At 34.2% G+C, this 18,071-nt stretch carries 14 protein-coding genes; all 14 read right to left on the reverse strand.

Annotated elements, in window-relative coordinates; all coding sequences use genetic code 11:
- Positions 1–295: 295 nt before the first annotated feature.
- Entirely contained in the window at positions 296–2,392 is a 2,097-nt protein-coding gene (gene infB / locus ACSULM_RS03510; protein ID WP_436860631.1) for a translation initiation factor IF-2, read from the reverse strand.
- Positions 2,393–2,396: 4 nt separating this feature from the next.
- Entirely contained in the window at positions 2,397–2,714 is a 318-nt protein-coding gene (locus tag ACSULM_RS03515; protein ID WP_436853707.1) for a L7Ae/L30e/S12e/Gadd45 family ribosomal protein, read from the reverse strand.
- Positions 2,711–2,995 carry an RNase P modulator RnpM gene (gene rnpM / locus ACSULM_RS03520; protein WP_436853706.1) on the reverse strand — a complete coding sequence of 95 codons (285 nt, stop codon included), beginning with the start codon at positions 2,993–2,995 and terminating at the stop codon, positions 2,711–2,713. Before rnpM ends, ACSULM_RS03515 begins: the two co-directional genes overlap by 4 nt.
- 17 nt (positions 2,996–3,012) lie before the next feature.
- Entirely contained in the window at positions 3,013–4,209 is a 1,197-nt protein-coding gene (gene nusA / locus ACSULM_RS03525) for a transcription termination factor NusA (protein WP_436860633.1), read from the reverse strand.
- Positions 4,210–4,232: 23 nt separating this feature from the next.
- Positions 4,233–4,700 (reverse strand): ribosome maturation factor RimP, encoded by a 468-nt coding sequence (rimP, locus tag ACSULM_RS03530; protein ID WP_436860635.1) that lies wholly within the window; start codon positions 4,698–4,700, stop codon positions 4,233–4,235.
- Positions 4,701–5,139: 439 nt separating this feature from the next.
- The gene (locus tag ACSULM_RS03535; RefSeq protein ID WP_436860637.1) at positions 5,140–9,456 is read right to left on the reverse strand and encodes a PolC-type DNA polymerase III; all 4,317 of its coding nucleotides are present in this window, start codon (positions 9,454–9,456) and stop codon (positions 5,140–5,142) included.
- Between the two features lie 310 nt (positions 9,457–9,766).
- Positions 9,767–11,467, reverse strand: a complete 1,701-nt coding sequence (locus ACSULM_RS03540) for a proline--tRNA ligase (RefSeq protein WP_436860640.1) — start codon at positions 11,465–11,467, stop codon at positions 9,767–9,769.
- Between the two features lie 19 nt (positions 11,468–11,486).
- Entirely contained in the window at positions 11,487–12,773 is a 1,287-nt protein-coding gene (gene rseP / locus ACSULM_RS03545) for an RIP metalloprotease RseP (RefSeq protein ID WP_436860642.1), read from the reverse strand.
- A gap of 307 nt (positions 12,774–13,080) precedes the next feature.
- On the reverse strand, positions 13,081–13,863 hold the full coding sequence (locus tag ACSULM_RS03550) for a phosphatidate cytidylyltransferase (RefSeq protein WP_436853700.1): 783 nt from the start codon (positions 13,861–13,863) through the stop codon (positions 13,081–13,083).
- A gap of 17 nt (positions 13,864–13,880) precedes the next feature.
- Entirely contained in the window at positions 13,881–14,645 is a 765-nt protein-coding gene (locus ACSULM_RS03555; RefSeq protein WP_436860643.1) for an isoprenyl transferase, read from the reverse strand.
- Between the two features lie 228 nt (positions 14,646–14,873).
- Positions 14,874–15,428, reverse strand: coding sequence for a ribosome recycling factor (gene frr / locus ACSULM_RS03560; protein WP_436853698.1), 555 nt, complete (start codon positions 15,426–15,428; stop codon positions 14,874–14,876).
- 16 nt (positions 15,429–15,444) lie between these two features.
- The gene (pyrH, locus tag ACSULM_RS03565; RefSeq protein WP_436853697.1) at positions 15,445–16,167 is read right to left on the reverse strand and encodes a UMP kinase; all 723 of its coding nucleotides are present in this window, start codon (positions 16,165–16,167) and stop codon (positions 15,445–15,447) included.
- A gap of 133 nt (positions 16,168–16,300) precedes the next feature.
- On the reverse strand, positions 16,301–17,179 hold the full coding sequence (gene tsf, locus ACSULM_RS03570; protein ID WP_436860645.1) for a translation elongation factor Ts: 879 nt from the start codon (positions 17,177–17,179) through the stop codon (positions 16,301–16,303).
- Between the two features lie 93 nt (positions 17,180–17,272).
- Entirely contained in the window at positions 17,273–18,061 is a 789-nt protein-coding gene (rpsB, locus tag ACSULM_RS03575) for a 30S ribosomal protein S2 (protein WP_069995764.1), read from the reverse strand.
- Positions 18,062–18,071 lie beyond the last annotated feature (10 nt).

The following is an 18,071-nucleotide window of genomic DNA, read 5'->3' on the forward strand; positions in this document are numbered from 1 at the left end:
GCCTATTCTATTTATATAAAATGAATCGACAAAGTTTACATAGTTTAATTTTTAAAATTTAAAATCTTTTTTGAAATAGAATATTCCTAATACAAATTGTACATAAATAAAATTAGACATAGTTTGTTGTATATGATTATATTTTTGCTCATATATTGTATTATATTGAGTCGCTAAAAATCAAATTTTTTTATATTTTTTATTACGTATAATTACTGTTTTAAAAATATCTATAACAAATAAAAACACGCATTTTCAATTTTGAAAATGCGTGTTTTTATTAATTTATACTTATTTATCTTTTGATTTCAACCATTTCAAATGCTTCAATAATGTCGCCTTCTTTTAGGTCATTGTATTTTTCAACAGTAATACCACACTCATAACCTTGAGCAACTTCTTTTGCATCATCTTTAAAGCGTTTCAATGTATCGAGTTCGCCTTCAAATTGAACGATACCGTCTCTAATGACACGAACGCCAGCATTACGTGTGATTTTACCTTCAATCACGTAACTACCTGCAATAGTACCCACTTTAGAAACTTTGAATGTTTGACGAACTTCAGCTTGTCCAATAACTTTCTCTTCAAACTCAGGATCAAGCATACCTTTCATAGCTGATTCAATTTCTTCGATAACATTATAGATTACTCTGTGTAATCGCATATCTACGCCTTCTGTATCAGCTGCACGTTTAGCACCTGTATCTGGACGTACGTTAAACCCTATAATAATACCATTTGAAGCATTAGCTAATGTTACGTCTGATTCATTAATTGCACCCACTGCAGTGTGAATAATACGTACATTTACGCCTTCAACATCAATTTTCATTAATGACGCTGCAAGAGCTTCTACAGATCCTTGAACATCACCTTTAATGATAACATTAAGGTCTTTCATTTCGCCTTGTTTCATTTGTTCAAACAAGTTATCTAATGAAACACTCTTACTTTCTTGACGTTGTTGCATAACACTTGCTTCATGACGTGCTTCACCAATACGTCTTGCTTGTTTTTCATCTTTAAATACAACGAATCTATCACCAGCTTGAGGCACATCATTAATACCTGTAATTTCAACAGGCGTAGAAGGGCCAGCAGTTTTAATACGTTGACCTAAATCATTGACCATAGCACGAATTCTACCATACGTATTTCCGACTACGATTGAATCACCAACATTCAATGTACCATTTTGTACTAATAGAGATGCTGATGGTCCACGAGATTTATCTAATTCAGCTTCAATTACTGTACCGACAGCGTTCTTCTCTGGGTTCGCTTTTAATTCTTGAACTTCTGAAGTTAACACTATCATTTCTAATAAATCTTCAATTCCATCACCACTTAATGCTGAAAGTGGTACAAAAATTGTGTCGCCGCCCCAATCTTCAGGGATAAGACCGTATTCTGTTAATTCTTGCATTACACGATCTGGATTCGCTGTAGGTTTATCAATTTTGTTTACTGCAACAATTGTAGGTACTTCTGCTTCTTTAGCATGATTAATCGCTTCAATTGTTTGAGGCATGACACCATCATCCGCTGCAACTACCAAGATTGTAATGTCTGTTACTTGCGCACCACGTGCACGCATTGTTGTAAATGCAGCATGTCCAGGTGTATCTAAGAAAGTGATTTTTTTGCCATCATTTTCAATTTGATATGCACCAATATGTTGCGTGATACCACCAGCTTCGCCTGCAGTAACTTTAGTGTGACGAATTGAGTCTAGTAATGTTGTTTTACCATGGTCAACGTGTCCCATAATTGTTACAACAGCTGGACGTTCAATTGCATCTTCATCTTCTGTTTCATCATCAAAATAAATCGCTAAGTCTTCTTCGTCAATAACGATTTCTTTTTCTAATTCTACACCATAGTCATCTACAATTAATTCTAAAGATTCTTCATCTAATGATTGATTGATATTTGCCATAATACCTAAAAGGAATAATTTTTTTATGATACCTGAAGAATCAATATTTAGTTTTTCAGCAAGTTCTCCTACTGTAATTCCATCTTGATATGTGATTTTTGATGGCATTTCTTTCGGTTCTTCTTGTTTAGGCTGATTATTATTTTTATTATTGTTCTTGTTTGGTTTATTATTCTTTTTGTTGTTTGGCTTGTTGTTTTGTTTACCTTTATTGCCTTGATTGTTATTATTTTGATTACCTTTTTGATTTGAAGCTTGTTGTTTGTTTTGTGCAGGTTTTTGCGGTGCTTTTTCTGGTTTATAAATCTTGTCTAGTGCTTTAATTTGGTCGTCTTCTAACGTTTGCATGTGGCTCGTTACCTCAACGTCCATTTTGTTTAACTCATCTATAATTTCTTTGCTTTTTAATTTTAAATCTTTGGCATATTCATAAATTCTTTGTTTACTCATATAGTCACTCCTTACGATATTCATCAATCATTGACAATAACTTTTTAGCAAAGCCTTGATCAGTGATTCCAATGTTTACACGTTCTGCTTTACCTAAAGCCTGTCCTAATTCAGCTCTCGTTCCAAATATACGTAATGATATATGGTAACTCTCACATTTGTTCTGTATCACTTTAGTTGTGTTATCAGAAGCATCTGTTGCAATGATGACGAGCTTTAACTTGTTCTTTTTTAAGTCATTTAAAATGACTGATTCACCTGTTTTCACTTTACCAGCACGCATTGCTAAACCTAAAAAATTCACAATTTTTTCTTTCGTCATTTAGGAATCTCTTCACGATAAATAAGTCTTATAATTTCTTTATAAACAGGATCTAATGTTTCAGCATCTGCTTTAAAATATTTTTCTAAAGTTCCTTTTTCTTGCGCTGCTTCTACTAATTTCACGTCTTTTGAGACATATGCACCTCGACCTTGTTGTTTACCAGTTGCATCAGCAAAAATTTGTTCTTCTTTATTGATTACAACTCTAATCATGTCATTTTTAGGGCGCATTTCATTTGAAAGTATACATTTACGCATTGGAATTTTTTTCTTTTTCATAAAGTGTTCACTCCAATTTATTTTTCAGCGTCTACTTCGTCTTCTTCAACAGTTTCTGCTTCCAAAGCTTCAGTATGAGTTGCTTCCATTTCTTTGTCTTCAATTGCTACATCATCATCTGAAGTTAACTCAGCTTCATCCTCATCTGTTGCTTCAGCTACAGGATAAACACCAGCTGCTCTAGCCTCAGTTTCTGATTTAATATCAATCTTCCAACCTGTCAATTTCGCAGCTAAACGTGCATTTTGACCACGTTTACCAATTGCTAATGAAAGTTGATAATCAGGTACTACTACAACTGTTGATTGATTTGCTTCATCTACAATAACTTGTAATACTTGAGAAGGACTTAAAGCATTTTTTACAAATACTTTTGGATCTTCATTCCATTGAACGATGTCGATTTTTTCGCCACCAAGTTCTTCAACAACAGCTTCAACGCGTGCACCTTTAGCACCTACACATGCGCCAACTGCATCGATATCAGGATTATCAGAATGCACACTTATTTTCGAACGATCTCCCGCTTCACGAGCGACAGATTTAACGATTACTGTACCGTCAAAAATTTCTGGTACTTCTTGTTCAAATAAACGTTTTAACAAGCCTGGATGACTTCTTGAAACATAAATTTGCGGACCTTTCGTTGTTTGTTCAACCTTGTTTACATACACTCTAATTCTTTCGTTAGGAATATAGCTTTCATTAGGACTTCTCTCAGCTTCAGATAAAACTGCTTCAGTACGGCCTAAATTCACATATACGTAACGATGATCCACTCTGTCTATCAAACCAGTAACGATATCGTCCTCTTTATCAATAAATTCATCGTAAAGAATTTCACGTTCAGCATCACGTAAACGTTGCATAACAGCTTGTTTAGCTGCTTGTGCACCTACACGACCAAAGTCACTTGGCGTAACATCTTCTTCGTAAATATCCCCAATTTCATATGCTGGATTTTTAACTAATGCAGTATCTAGGCTGATTTCTTCTCTATCATCCATAGATTCTTCAACCACTTCTTTACGAGCGATTACCTTGAAACTACCTTGATCCATATTTAATTCAACTCGTACAGTTCTTGCACTATCATAGTTCTTTTTATAAGCAGTAATTAATGCGGCTTCAATAGCATCAATTAATACTTCTCTAGGGATTTTCTTTTCTTTTTCTAAGTACTCAGTAGCTAATAATAATTCATTACTTGACACGACTTATCATCCTCCTCATCACGTTATATCATTACAGCATGGCGTGCTTTTGCGATTTTATCTCTTGGAATTTCAATTTGTTTTGTTTTGGCTTTTTCTTTTACTTCCATAGTAATCTTGTCATCATCAACAGATTGTAAAATACCTAACCATTCTTTAGCATTTTCAACAGGTGCATATAATGACACAAATATAGGTTTTGTTAATGCATTTTGGTAATCTTTTTCTTTTTTAATTGGTCTTTCTGCGCCTGGAGATGCTACATCTAAATAATACATTTCTTGAATTGGGTCTTCTGCATCTATGACTTCACTAATCTTTTCAGATGCCAACGCACAATCATTTAAATCGACGCCGCCTTCTTTATCAATAGATACTCTTAAAAAATGGTCTTTACCTTCTTTTGTAAACTCAACTTCTACTAATTCAAAATTTAAGTCGTTAAGGACAGGTTGAATGATTGTTTCAACTTGCTCAGTTATTTTACTCATGCTGACCTCCTTTTTTGGCAAATAGAAAAGAGCGGGTATTATGCCCACTCTTTCTGCCTGAGTCTAATTTTTTAAGCACTGTTATTATACCATAGGTTTATTTTCTATACAAATAACTATATTTCTAAATCCCACTTATGACAACTATACTCAGATTTCACAAGTTTAGTTGTATTAAAATGGACGTACAGTACTTCTCGTAACATATATTTTATAATACGTGTGATGCTCTATTTGAAACACAAATAATTCTGAACCATTTTCATTGAGATAAATAAAATCGTTTATGTGGGTTAACTGAATTACATTTTGGAAAATTACAGTTATAAACTGTATTTGTGAAAAGAAACAAAAACTGCCAACAAAGCCATGTACTATGTCGACAGTTTGAAATTTTTTATCAACTGTAAATCAATCATAATTTCTCATAAAATATAGCTTACATATCAAAAATGGAAAGCTGTGCTTTATCTGGCAAATTAGGTAGTGACCCCAATTCATCAAGATATTCAATTACCTTTTGAGATAGACCTGCTTTTTTATTTAAATCTTCTTTTGATAAAAACGGACCTTCTTCACGTGCATCAACTATTCTTTGAGCAACGTTTTCACCTAAACCAGGCACAGAAATAAATGGCGGAATTAAGGTATCCCCTTCAATTACGAACTCATATGCTTTACTCTTCTCTAAACTAATTGGTTGCATACGATAACCACGTTGCGCCATTTCATTCATGATTTCAAGCACTGTTAATGTATCTTTTTCTTTTTTAGCTAAATCCATATATCTACTATACATCTCACTGACTGTATTTCGGATACTGTCTTTGTCTTTAATCATGGAAATCAAATCAAAGTCAGATGCACGTACTGTGAAGTAACTTGCATAGTAATATAAAGGATAATGAACTTTAAAGTAAGCAATACGTACGGCCATTAATACATAGGCAGCGGCATGGGCTTTAGGGAACATGTATTTAATCTTTCTACATGAGTCTAAATACCAATCCGGCACTTCATTATCCACCATCGCTTCAACCATATCATCCGTTAACCCTTTACCTTTACGTACAAACTCCATCGTCTTAAAGGCTAACGAAGGCTCTAAACCGTTATACATCAAGTACACCATGATATCATCACGACAACATATAACACTTGATAAATCACATTTTCCTGAACGGATTAAGTCTTGTGCATTACCTAACCACACATCTGTACCATGTGATAATCCGGAAATTCTTACTAATTCTGAAAATGTCGTCGGCTTCGTATCTTCTAACATTTGTCTAACGAAACCAGTACCAAATTCTGGCACACCAAATGTTCCTGTTTTACATAAAATGGCTTCTGACGTTACACCTAAAGGATCTGGTGAACTGAAAATACCCATCGTATCTTTATCATCTACTGGTATCGTCTTCGGATCAATACCGGATAAATCTTGAAGCATACGAATCATTGTAGGGTCATCGTGTCCAAGTATATCAAGCTTCAGTACATTATCATGTATGGAATGGAAATCAAAATGCGTAGTCATCCATGAAGACCCTTGATCATCAGCTGGGAATTGTACCGGTGTAAAATCATAAATATCCATATAATCAGGTACAACGATAATACCACCTGGATGCTGTCCTGTAGTACGCTTCACACCCGTACAACCTTTGACTAAGCGATCAATTTCTGCACCTCTTTTATGGATGCCTTGATCATTTAAAAATCCTTTTACATAACCGAATGCTGTTTTTTCAGCTACTGTACCTATTGTTCCTGCACGGAATACTTTATCTTCACCAAATAATTCTTTCGTATAATTATGGGCTTCAGGTTGGTATTCACCACTAAAGTTCAAGTCAATATCGGGAACTTTATCCCCTTTAAATCCTAAGAATGTTTCGAAAGGAATATCTTGTCCTTCTTTAATTAAATCACAACCACATACGTCACATTTTTTATCTGGCAAGTCAAAACCAGAACCTACTGACCCATCATCAAAGAATTCACTTTTTTTACATTTCGGGCAAATATAATGTGGTGGTAATGGATTAACTTCTGTAATTTCTGTCATTGTCGCAACAAAACTGGAGCCGACAGAACCACGAGAACCAACTAAGTAACCATCATTAAGTGATTTTTTAACAAGTCTTTGTGAAATTAAATAGATAACTGAGAAACCATTACCGATGATACTCGCTAATTCTTTTTCTAATCGATCGATGACAATTTGTGGTAAATCATCTCCATAGAGTGCCTTGGCATTGTCGTAACTCATTTGACGAATTTCTTCATTCGCACCTTCCATCCGCGGTGTATATAATTCATCTTTAATTGGTACTACTCGTTCAATACGATCTGCTAATTCATTCGTATTTTTAATAACTAATTCATACGCTTTTTCTTCACCTAGAAAATGTAATTCATCAAGCATTTCATCAGTAGTTCTAAAATGTGCTTGTGGCAACGTTGAACGATTGAGTGGATTACCAGGTTGTGAAGCGATTAAAATTTTACGAGCAATAGCATCGTGTTCATTTAAATAGTGTGCATTTCCCGTAGCAATGACAGGTAGATTATTAACTTCTGCAGCACGAATCAATCGATTGTATATTTCATGTAATGTTTCGTTATCTCTAATCAATTCTCTATCAATCAAATCTTGATATAACGCTGGTGGTTGAACTTCAATAAAGTCGTAATACTTAGCAATGCGTTCGACTTGTGATTGGTCTTTTTGCATAACTGCCGTAAATACTTCGCCTTCATCACATGCTGAACCGACTAAGATACCTTCACGATACTCATCTAACAGAGAACGTGGAATTCTTGGTGTTCGATAATAGTATTGAACAAGTGATGCACTCACTATTTTGAAAAGGTTCTTTAGGCCTTGTTGATTCTGCACGATAAGTGTAACGTGATTCGGTCTAGCACGTTTATACGCATCTTCGTTAGAGAGCGATGTATTGATGTCTTTATGATTATGAACATCCAATTCTTCTAATTGCTTAAGCATTTTTATAAACATATATGCAGTAGCTTCTGTATCATAAATCGCTCTATGGTGTTGTGTTAATTCGACGCCATATTTTTTAGCTAAGAAATTCAGTCCGTGTTTACCATATTCGGTATTAATCGTTCTAGACAATTCCAATGTATCAATAACACCATTTGTAGATGCGCCAATACCAACATGTTCGTAACCAGTATCTATGAAGCCCATGTCGAATGATGCGTTATGGGCAACAAAGATTGCATCTCCAACCCATTCTTTAAATTCAGTTAATACCTCTTCGATTTCTGGAGCATCGACAAGCATATCATCGGATATATGCGTTAAGTTTTTAATCGTTTCTGATAACCGTTCATGTGGATTACTGAAACGTTCAAATTTATCTACAATCTCACCATCTACGACTTTTACAGCTGCGAGTTCAATAATTTTATCATATTGGTTAGACAATCCTGTTGTCTCAACGTCAAATACAACATATGTAGCTGTTTTCAAATCTCTATCTTGAGGCTTGTAAGCGATAGGGACACCATCATCCACTAACATACCTTCCATGCCGTAAATCATCTTAATGCCATTTTTTTCTGCTGCACTATGTGCATCTGGAAAAGCTTGTACGACATTATGGTCAGTTACAGCAATTGCTTTGTGCCCCCACTTGGCAGCTTGGTCAACATATGAGGCAATGTTAGGAATACCATCCATTTGACTCATAGATGTATGCAAATGAAACTCAACACGTTTCTCTTCAGCTTTGTCTTGTTTTGTCGCCTTTTTAATTTCTTCAATATCAGACATCATCATTACTAAATCACGAACAAAGGTATCTTCTTCGATTCGACCTTGTGCACGCACCCATTTTCCGACACTTAACGCCTTAAAATGAGCTAAATCATCTTTATTTTTACGTGTAAACATTTTTAATACGAGTGAGTCCGTATAGTCAGTCACTTTTAATTCAACAATATGTCGGCCACTTTTCAGTTCTTTCAAATTAATGTCAAAAATAACACCTTCAACAGCAACCTTAAACTCTTCCTCAATAATAGAATCAATTGGTCGAACATTTTCAACTTGAATTGGCTTACCAATCTGACATTTTGATACCGAACTTTCATTGTTGTCTTGTTGTTTAGCTTTTTCAGCTTTCATTTTTTCTAATTTTTCTGTTGCTTCACGAGCACTTTTTTCATCTTCTTCTTGAATATGCGCTTCAAGCGATGCAAGATCTCCATCGTTATCAGCACTATCCGTCTCAAATACGACTTTATTCAAATCAAAGCCACATTGTTTAAAAGCGGCAATTAGGCTTCCGTTACAAGCTTTATCAAAATGATTACGTTCAACATCATTTTGACACATTACTTTCAACACATCACCTGACATAATTAATTTTTTTTGCTTCAATTGTCCCTTTACTTTTGGAGACAACTTAGTCTGCTCAATGCAATGGCTAAAATATTTTAACGCGAACTCATCTTGATTCGCTTTATTTTTAACAGTGATATTACATTGCACATCAGCAATTGTTTTAAATTCTTCAGTGATTGCTCCTATAAAAAGCAAATAATCTTCTATAGCTAAAAAGTATGGAAACGTGATTTGAAACACCCAAGTACGGTCAGATGTCTTGACGTCTACACGTGTCAATTCGCTTTGTGCCAATATTTCTGGATCCAAATGATCTGTGATTTTTATTTGGTCAGCTAGGATTTTAAATTTTTCCTCGTTTGTCATTGTCATGACGATAACCACCTTACTATTCATTACACTGCTTTTCTTGTATACCTATTACTGGATTGACGGTGCATGTGTTTTTCTACATATTTAATAATACAATGAAAACTAGTTAAAATTCTATTAGAAAATCTTAACGCTTATTATTTGAACTTATAAGTACACATAAATAAAAGAGAGCGAGAAAGTAATCAAAAGTACTATTTTGATTTATATTCCTCGCCCTCCTCAATAGTTAGTAAGAGCACTCAAATAATTAATAATTTGCTATATGGTCTATGTCTGGACAAAAATAGATACCATTGTCTTATTTAAACTACAGTTTTGTATATAGTTCATTTACATAATTACTTAAATCATCAACATGTACATCTTCACTATCACCTGTATCACGGCGTTTAACTTCAACAATACCTTCAGAAGCATTTTTACCAACTACTACACGAATTGGTAGCCCTATTAAATCAGCATCATTAAATTTCACACCCGCACGTTCTTTTCGATCATCATACAATACATCGAAGTTTTCTTTAAGTTGGACGTATAATTGATCTGCTAATTCACGTTGATCATCTTTTTTAGGATTGATTGTGATTAAATGTAAATCAAATGGAGTAACTGATTTTGGCCAAATAATACCATTATCATCATTGTTCTGTTCTACAATAGCACTTAAAGTTCTTGATACTCCGATACCATAGCATCCCATCAATAATGGTTGTGCTTTCCCTTGGTTATCTAAAAATGTTGCATTCATAGATTCAGAGTATTTCGTACCTAATTTAAATACTTGACCTACTTCGATACCTTCAGCAAATCTTGCAACACCTGACCCATCTACTAATGGCTCACCTTCTAAAATAAATCTAAAATCACCAAATGCTTCTACATTGAAATCACGACCAATATTAGCATTAAGTAAATGGTAACCATCTTCGTTGGCACCTACAACAATGTTATTTAAGTCTTGGATATAATTATCTGCATATACTTTGATTTCTTTATCAAATACAGGACCTAATGAACCTGGCTTCGCACCTAATAAATTCACGATTTCATCTTCAGTAGCGAGCTCTATATTGTCCGTTTCAAAGTAAGCTTTTAATTTAATATCATTGAGTTCATGGTGACCACGCACAAGTACCATGATAAATTCTCCCTCAACTTTAAAGACCATTGATTTAGTAATTTCATCTAAAGGCTTTTCTAAAAATGTAGCTAATTCTTGTGCCGTTTGGATATTTGGTGTTTCTATTTTAGTTAATGGTTGAAGTTCACTATGTTTTTCGTTTGGTTGATATACGACTTCTGCTTTTTCAATATTAGCTGCATAGTCACTTTGCTCACTATAAACGATCGTATCTTCGCCAATTTCACTCAAAGCCATAAATTCATGTGTATGACTACCGCCAATTGCACCAGAATCAGCAACAACCGGACGTGCATTAATGCCTACACGTTTAAAAATTCGGCCATAAGCATTGTACATATCTTGATATGATTCATCTAAAGACGCTTCATCTGCATGGAAAGAATACGCATCTTTCATAATAAATTCTCTTCCACGTAATAAACCAAAGCGTGGACGCTTTTCATCTCTGAATTTAGATTGAATTTGGAATAGCGTCATTGGTAACTGTTTATAAGATTTTAGTTCATCTCGTACGATTGATGTTACAACTTCTTCATGTGTTGGTCCTAATGCAAATTCACGACCATTGCGGTCTTTTAAGCGCATTAGTTCTGGACCGTATGCATTCCAACGACCTGATTCTTCCCATAGTTCTGCTTGTTGTAATGCAGGCATTAAGATTTCAACCGCATCAATGCGTTCCATTTCTTCTCGAACGATTGCTTCAATATTATTGAGCACACGAGCTGCTAGTGGTAAATAACTGTAAATACCACTTGTACTTTGTTTAATTAAACCCGCTTTTAGTAAAAGGCGATGACTAAGTGCTTCTGCACCCGCTGGTACTTCTTTCATCGTTGGTATAAATACTTTTGATTGTTTCATTGAACTACCTCTCTCCCATTTATAAGAAATAACGTTGAATATCGTTCCACGTTACTAAGACCATAATAATTAATACAAATACTGCGCCAATAGCTACAATTGTTGTTTCTGCCTTCTTGTTTACTGGCTTTCTAAATATTGCTTCATAAATAACAAATAAAATACGTCCACCATCTAATGCTGGTACAGGTAATAGATTCATCAAACCTAAGTTTACACTCAATAATGCTGTCCATGAAATCAAGTTGATGATACCTGTTTTAACAACTGAATCGACGGTATGGTAAATACCAACCGGTCCATTCAACATATCAAATGAGAAATGTCCTGTGAATATACTCGCAATCATGCTCACTATTGCAGTGAAAATGAGCTTACCTGCAACTAATGTGCGTTCAAATCCTGCTGCAATTGGTTTAAACAACGTATGTTCCGTAGTAGATTCATAACCTAATATGTAACGTGTTTCCGTTTTGGTCTTCGTTACTTTTTGCTCTATTTTTTTAGGTTTGATATCCATTGTTTGTTTTTTGCCATCACGTTCGACCGTAATTTTCGTTGTTTTATTGCCGGTTTTTTCCACTGCTTCGTTAATATCATTTCTTGTAGAAATTTTATTATTATCTATCTTAACAATGGTATCTCCAGCTTTAAGTCCTGCGTGTGCTGCCGGTGAATCTTTCATAACTTTATCAATTGAATTCGTCGGCGTGCCTTGATAATATGCAAGACCTATAAACAATACAAGTGTAAGTAAAAAGTTAAATAACGGACCTGCAAACAATGTTAAAAACTTTTGATAAGGTTTTTTATACGTAAATTGTCTATCTTTAGGTGCGATTTGAATAAGACTGCCATTTTCAACAAAATAAGATTCTTTTGCAATCGTATATCTATGACGCGCTTGATCGTAAGGTGTAACCCCTTCAATATATAAGCCATCTTTAAAATCACATTGCTTCACTTCTATAGCTTCAATTTGTTGGAATTTATGTTGATCATCTAAAATGATATGCGTAATTTCTTCTTGATCATTTAATTTAATTTTAACATGCATACCTGGTTGTACTGGCGGTTCTTCTAAACCATCTCCAGCCATTCGTACATATCCACCAACGGGTAATAATCGAATTGTATAAAGGGTTTCATTTTTCCTGAAACTAAAAATTTTCGGTCCCATACCAATAGCAAATTCCGGGCACATAATTCCTGCACGTTTTGCAAAGAACATGTGACCATACTCATGTACAGTTACGAGGACACCAAAGAAAATAATAAATGAAATAATTGTTACTAGAAAACTCAATTTGATACACCTCATATTTTCTAAATAAATTGACTGCGATTACGATTACAAAATATTAAATAGTATTCTAATTCGTCGCACTTTAGGTTATAAAAGTATAACATATCTCTATGTTATGACACACGTAACTTTAATATATAACCATATCCTTTTCCCAAAAATAGTGTTTGGATATGATAGCAAATCTACAAAATGTCCACCTTGTCAAAAGGAGTTAAGAACAGTAGAAACCGTGCAATACACAGGGTCCACATTCATTAACTCCTAGCAAATTTATATCCAATTATTTAATACTATCTCACTATTTTTAAATTTGTATTAACAAGATATTTAATAAAGGTAGTACAAACATAAAGCTATCGAAACGATCCAATATACCACCATGACCTGGCAGAATTCTACCTGAATCTTTAACACCGAAATGACGTTTAAAGCCTGACTCAACTAAGTCACCTAATTGACCAAACATACTTAATATAATGGTAATGATGAGTAATAACCATAATGCTGTATTAAAATCAACAAACAACATCATAACAAGCGGAACGATAAGACTACAAATCAGTCCACCAACAAAGCCTTCAACCGTTTTATTCGGGCTGATTACTGGCCATAATTTGTGTTTACCCATTAATCTACCGAAGATATAAGCACCTGTATCCGTTAACCATACGACTAGAAACGCAAATAATATGTAATGTAGGCCTTCTGAACGAGTTTCATATAAATACATAAAGCCGATACCGACATAAGCGATAGACATGAGACAGAATGCCGCATCCATAAAACTAAATCTATTTTTCGAAAGTACGGTATAACTTAATAAAATAAAACTCATTGCGATTAAAGATTTCAACTGAAGATCATTCACCCAGCTACCCGCATCTTGAGGTAACATAATAATTAAAATACCTAATGCACTTATTATTCCTGGAATGGATAAGAACTTAATCATATTCATATTGAGCAATTCTTTTAAAGCTATGAACGCTAATAAATATGAAAATAGCATTAGTATAAAGCCGCCCTTTAATAATACAGGGAGGAACACGATAAGCGCTATGATTGCCGTTAAAGTTCTAACTTTCATACTATTCTCCTAACTATTTATAATCCACCGAATCGACGTTGTCGTGATTGATAAATTTTAATACAATTTATTAATTCCTCTTTATCAAAATCTGGCCATAATTTATCGTTGAAAATAAATTCACTATAAGATACTTGCCAGATTAGGAAATTACTAATTCTCTGTTCACCTGATGTTCTTATCAATAAATCTGGATCTGGATAAGCGTGGGTCATCAAATGGTCATCAATCATCTGTTCTGTAATTTCATCACTCGTTAAACCTTTAGCAGTTAATTGATCATAGATTGATTTCACACTGTTTACAATTTCTGCGCGGCCACCATAATTAATTGCAAAAATTAATTTCAAGCCAGTATTGTGCTTCGTTTCCTCTTTCGCTTTAGCAATTGCTTTAAGTGTAGAAGTTGGCAAATATTCCATAAATCCAATTGTCTCAACTTTTACATTATTTTCTATCAACTCTGGTAGAAATGTTTTTAAAAAGTTAACTGGTAAGTTCATGATATAGTTGACTTCACTTTCAGGTCGCGTCCAATTTTCTGTAGAAAATGCATACAATGTTAAATATTTTATTCCCAAATCACTTGCAACTTTAGTGATTTTTTTTACGGTTTGCATACCCTGATAGTGACCTTTAATTCTAGGCAATTTTCTTTGTTTAGCCCAACGACCATTACCATCCATAATGATAGCCACATGTTCAGGTATGTTATGTAATTCCAATTCAAAGTTGGATATGGTTGGCAGATTTTTTTTCTTCTTCATTAACTTTTTAAACATGGTATTTCCTCCGAGCGTGATCATCTATGTTTATTATAATTGGTTCTAGATGCAATTATCTACCATTTTATCATAATAGATAGATGCATTGAATAAACAAATAAAAAAACTGTACCAAAGTCTGATTTGATACAGTTCAGATAAAATATGATTAGCTTCTTTTTGGACGATTTCATTAGTATAACAATACCGTAATCTCTAAATTGAAGCTTATCATCCTTACCATGTTTATACTGACATAATATCTTGTTCTTTTTCTTCTAACAATTTATCAATTTCTTTAATTGAATCGTCAGTTAGCTTTTGGACATCGTCTGTTTGAGATCTTAAGTCATCTTCAGTGATGTCAGCATTTTTTTGTTGTTTTTTAAGTTCGTCGTTTGTGTCACGACGTACGTTTCTTACTGCAACTTTCGCATCTTCGCCAGTTTTCTTTACTTCTTTAACTAACTCTTTACGACGTTCTTCTGTTAATGCAGGAACACTGATGCGAATAACTTCGCCATCACTTGATGGATTAACACCTAAGTTCGCTGCGTTGATAGCTTTTTCTATATTTCCAAGTGATGTTTTATCATAAGGAGAAATAACTAATAAACGTGCTTCTGGAACATTGATACTTGCAAGTTGTTGAACTGGTGTTGGAGCACCATAATAGTCAACATTAACTCCATTGAGTAAGTTAGAATTGGCTCTACCCGCACTGATATTTGCTAATTCTCTTGAAAGGTTATCTATAGATTTTTGCATTTTTGATTTTGTTTCATTAATAATGTCACTCATAGTCATACACCTCTAATTATTTTGTAATTAACGTTCCTATTTTTTCGCCCATAACAGCACGTTTAATGTTACCTTCTTCTGTTATAGAGAAGACATTCAATGGAATATTATTATCCATACAGAATGATGAAGCTGTTGAATCCATGACTTGTAATCCTTCTTGCAACATTTGAATATGTGTTAAATGTTCATATTTGATTGCATTTGGGTCAACTTTAGGATCTGCTGAATAAACACCATCAACATTATTTTTACCCATTAAAATGACGTCAGCTTCTACTTCAGCAGCACGTAAAGCTGCAGTAGTATCTGTAGAGAAGTAAGGGTTACCAATACCAGCTGCAAATATTACAACACGTTTCTTTTCTAAATGTCTAATTGCACGACGACGAATATATGGTTCTGCTACTTGTTTCATTTCTATTGAAGTTAAAACACGTGTATCGCAATCTAATTGTTCGAGGCTATCTTGTAATGCTAAAGCATTCATAACCGTAGCAAGCATACCCATGTAGTCTGCTGTACCACGATCCATACCTAAGTCACTACCAGTTTTACCTCTCCAAATGTTACCTCCACCAACAATAACAGCAATTTCGCAATCCATTTTTGCTACTTCAGCAACTTGTTCTGCTACACTTTTAATTATAATTGGATTGATTCCAAATCCATCTTCACCTGCGAGTGCTTCGCCACTTAATTTTAATACAACACGTTCGTATTTAGAAGTTTGAGCCATTGTCTTATCCTCTCTATTGTAAAAATATGTAAATTATACAAGTAAAGAAGACACAATAGGTCTTCCAATACAAAAGTGAATCTTTCATACGGAGCACAAAAGGTGTCTTCTTACTTGTCTAAACTATGAAAAATTATTTCATTTGTCCTTTAACTTCGTCAGCAAAGTTTTCTTCACGTTTTTCCATACCTTCGCCTACTTCATAACGTACGAAGTCAACTAGTTTACCACCTTTAGATTTTAAGAAAGCTTCAACTGTTTGATCAGGATCTTTTACAAAGTTTTGGTCAACTGCACAAATTTCTTGTAAATATTTACGTAAACGGCCTTCTACCATTTTTTCTACGATGTTTTCTGGTTTACCTTCATTAAGCGCTTGTTGTTTTAATACTTCTCTTTCATGTGCAATTTCTTCTTCACTTACTTGTTCAGAAGAAACATATTTAGGGTTAATCGCAGCGATGTGCATTGCTACGTCTTTAGCTGCTTCACCATCAGTTGAACCTTCAACGACAGTTAATACACCAATACGACCGCCCATGTGTAAATAAGCACCAAAAGCATCATTGTCAGTTTTTGTTCTGATAGCAAAACGACGAATGCTTAATTTTTCTCCGATAGTTGAAATTGCTTCTTTTACGCGTTGATCTACAGATTTACCATCAGGTAAGTTAGTTTCTAATAACGCTTCAACTGTATCTACTTTAGTGTCTAATACTTGAATAGCAATTTCTTTTACTAATTGTTGGAAACCTTCGTTACGTGCTACGAAGTCAGTTTCAGAATTAATTTCTACAATTGCTGCTTCGTTGCCTCTTTCTTCAACATGTACTAAACCTTCTGCCGCAATACGGTCAGATTTTTTAGCAGCTTTAGCGATACCTTTTTCACGTAGGAAATCGATCGCTTTGTCGATGTCACCATCAGTTTCTGTTAACGCTTTTTTACAATCCATCATACCAGCGCCAGTTTTTTCACGTAATTCTTTTACAAGTTTAGCTGAAATTGCCATTTCAAATTCCTCCATTATTTAATGAATTTTATTATATTTATTTTAAAAAAAGGTGATAAGCTTAAATATCTTATCACCCATTTTACATTATTCTTAGTTTGATTCAACAGAAGTGTTTTCTTCAGTTGTTTCTGCTTCAGTAGCTTCTTTTGATTCATTTAAATCAATGTTTTGTTCTGCTGCTACTTCTTCATTTGATACACCTTGTTGACCTTCTAAGATTGCATCTGCCATTTTACCAGTTAATAATTTAACGGCACGGATAGCATCATCGTTTGCAGGGATAACGTAATCAATTTCATCTGGGTCGCAGTTAGTATCTACAATACCTACGATTGGGATGTGTAATTTGCGTGCTTCAGCAATTGCGTTGCGCTCTTTACGAGGGTCAACAACAAATAATGCTTGAGGCATAGATTTCATATCACGAATTCCGCCTAAGAATTTAATTAAACGGTCATATTCTTTTTTAAGTTCTACAACTTCTTTTTTAGGTAATACTTCGAATAAGCCATCTTCTTCCATTTTTTCAATTTCAGAGATGCGTTTGATACGTTTAGAAATTGTTTTATAGTTAGTTAAAATTCCACCTAACCATCTTTGGTTAACATAGAATTGACCCGCACGTTCTGCTTCAGCTTTAACTGATTCTTGTGCTTGTTTTTTAGTACCAACGAATAAAACTTTTCCGCCATCTTCTGATACTTGTTTGATGAAGTTATAAGCTTCCTCTACTTTTTTCACTGTTTTTTGTAAATCGATAATATAGATACCGTTTCTTTCAGTGAAAATGTATCTCTTCATTTTTGGGTTCCAACGGCGTGTTTGGTGACCGAAGTGAACACCTGCTTCTAGCAATTGTTTCATTGAAATTACTGCCATAATAAAAATC

The sequence above is a fragment of the Staphylococcus caeli genome, assembly GCF_051413795.1.
In the GTDB taxonomy this organism is placed as follows: domain Bacteria; phylum Bacillota; class Bacilli; order Staphylococcales; family Staphylococcaceae; genus Staphylococcus; species Staphylococcus caeli_A.

Bases quoted from the DNA above. Each gene is read 5' to 3' on its own strand.
- ACSULM_RS03555 (WP_436860643.1), bottom strand. From the start codon at position 14,645: ATGTTTAAAAAGTTAATGAAGAAGAAAAAAAATCTGCCAACCATATCC.
- tsf (WP_436860645.1), bottom strand. From the start codon at position 17,179: ATGGCAATTTCAGCTAAACTTGTAAAAGAATTACGTGAAAAAACTGGC.
- rnpM (WP_436853706.1), bottom strand. From the start codon at position 2,995: ATGAAAAAGAAAAAAATTCCAATGCGTAAATGTATACTTTCAAATGAA.
- pyrH (WP_436853697.1), bottom strand. From the start codon at position 16,167: ATGGCTCAAACTTCTAAATACGAACGTGTTGTATTAAAATTAAGTGGC.
- rimP (WP_436860635.1), bottom strand. From the start codon at position 4,700: ATGAGTAAAATAACTGAGCAAGTTGAAACAATCATTCAACCTGTCCTT.
- rpsB (WP_069995764.1), bottom strand. From the start codon at position 18,061: ATGGCAGTAATTTCAATGAAACAATTGCTAGAAGCAGGTGTTCACTTC.
- infB (WP_436860631.1), bottom strand. From the start codon at position 2,392: ATGAGTAAACAAAGAATTTATGAATATGCCAAAGATTTAAAATTAAAA.
- ACSULM_RS03550 (WP_436853700.1), bottom strand. From the start codon at position 13,863: ATGAAAGTTAGAACTTTAACGGCAATCATAGCGCTTATCGTGTTCCTC.
- frr (WP_436853698.1), bottom strand. From the start codon at position 15,428: ATGAGTGACATTATTAATGAAACAAAATCAAAAATGCAAAAATCTATA.
- ACSULM_RS03515 (WP_436853707.1), bottom strand. From the start codon at position 2,714: ATGACGAAAGAAAAAATTGTGAATTTTTTAGGTTTAGCAATGCGTGCT.
- ACSULM_RS03535 (WP_436860637.1), bottom strand. From the start codon at position 9,456: ATGACAATGACAAACGAGGAAAAATTTAAAATCCTAGCTGACCAAATA.
- ACSULM_RS03540 (WP_436860640.1), bottom strand. From the start codon at position 11,467: ATGAAACAATCAAAAGTATTTATACCAACGATGAAAGAAGTACCAGCG.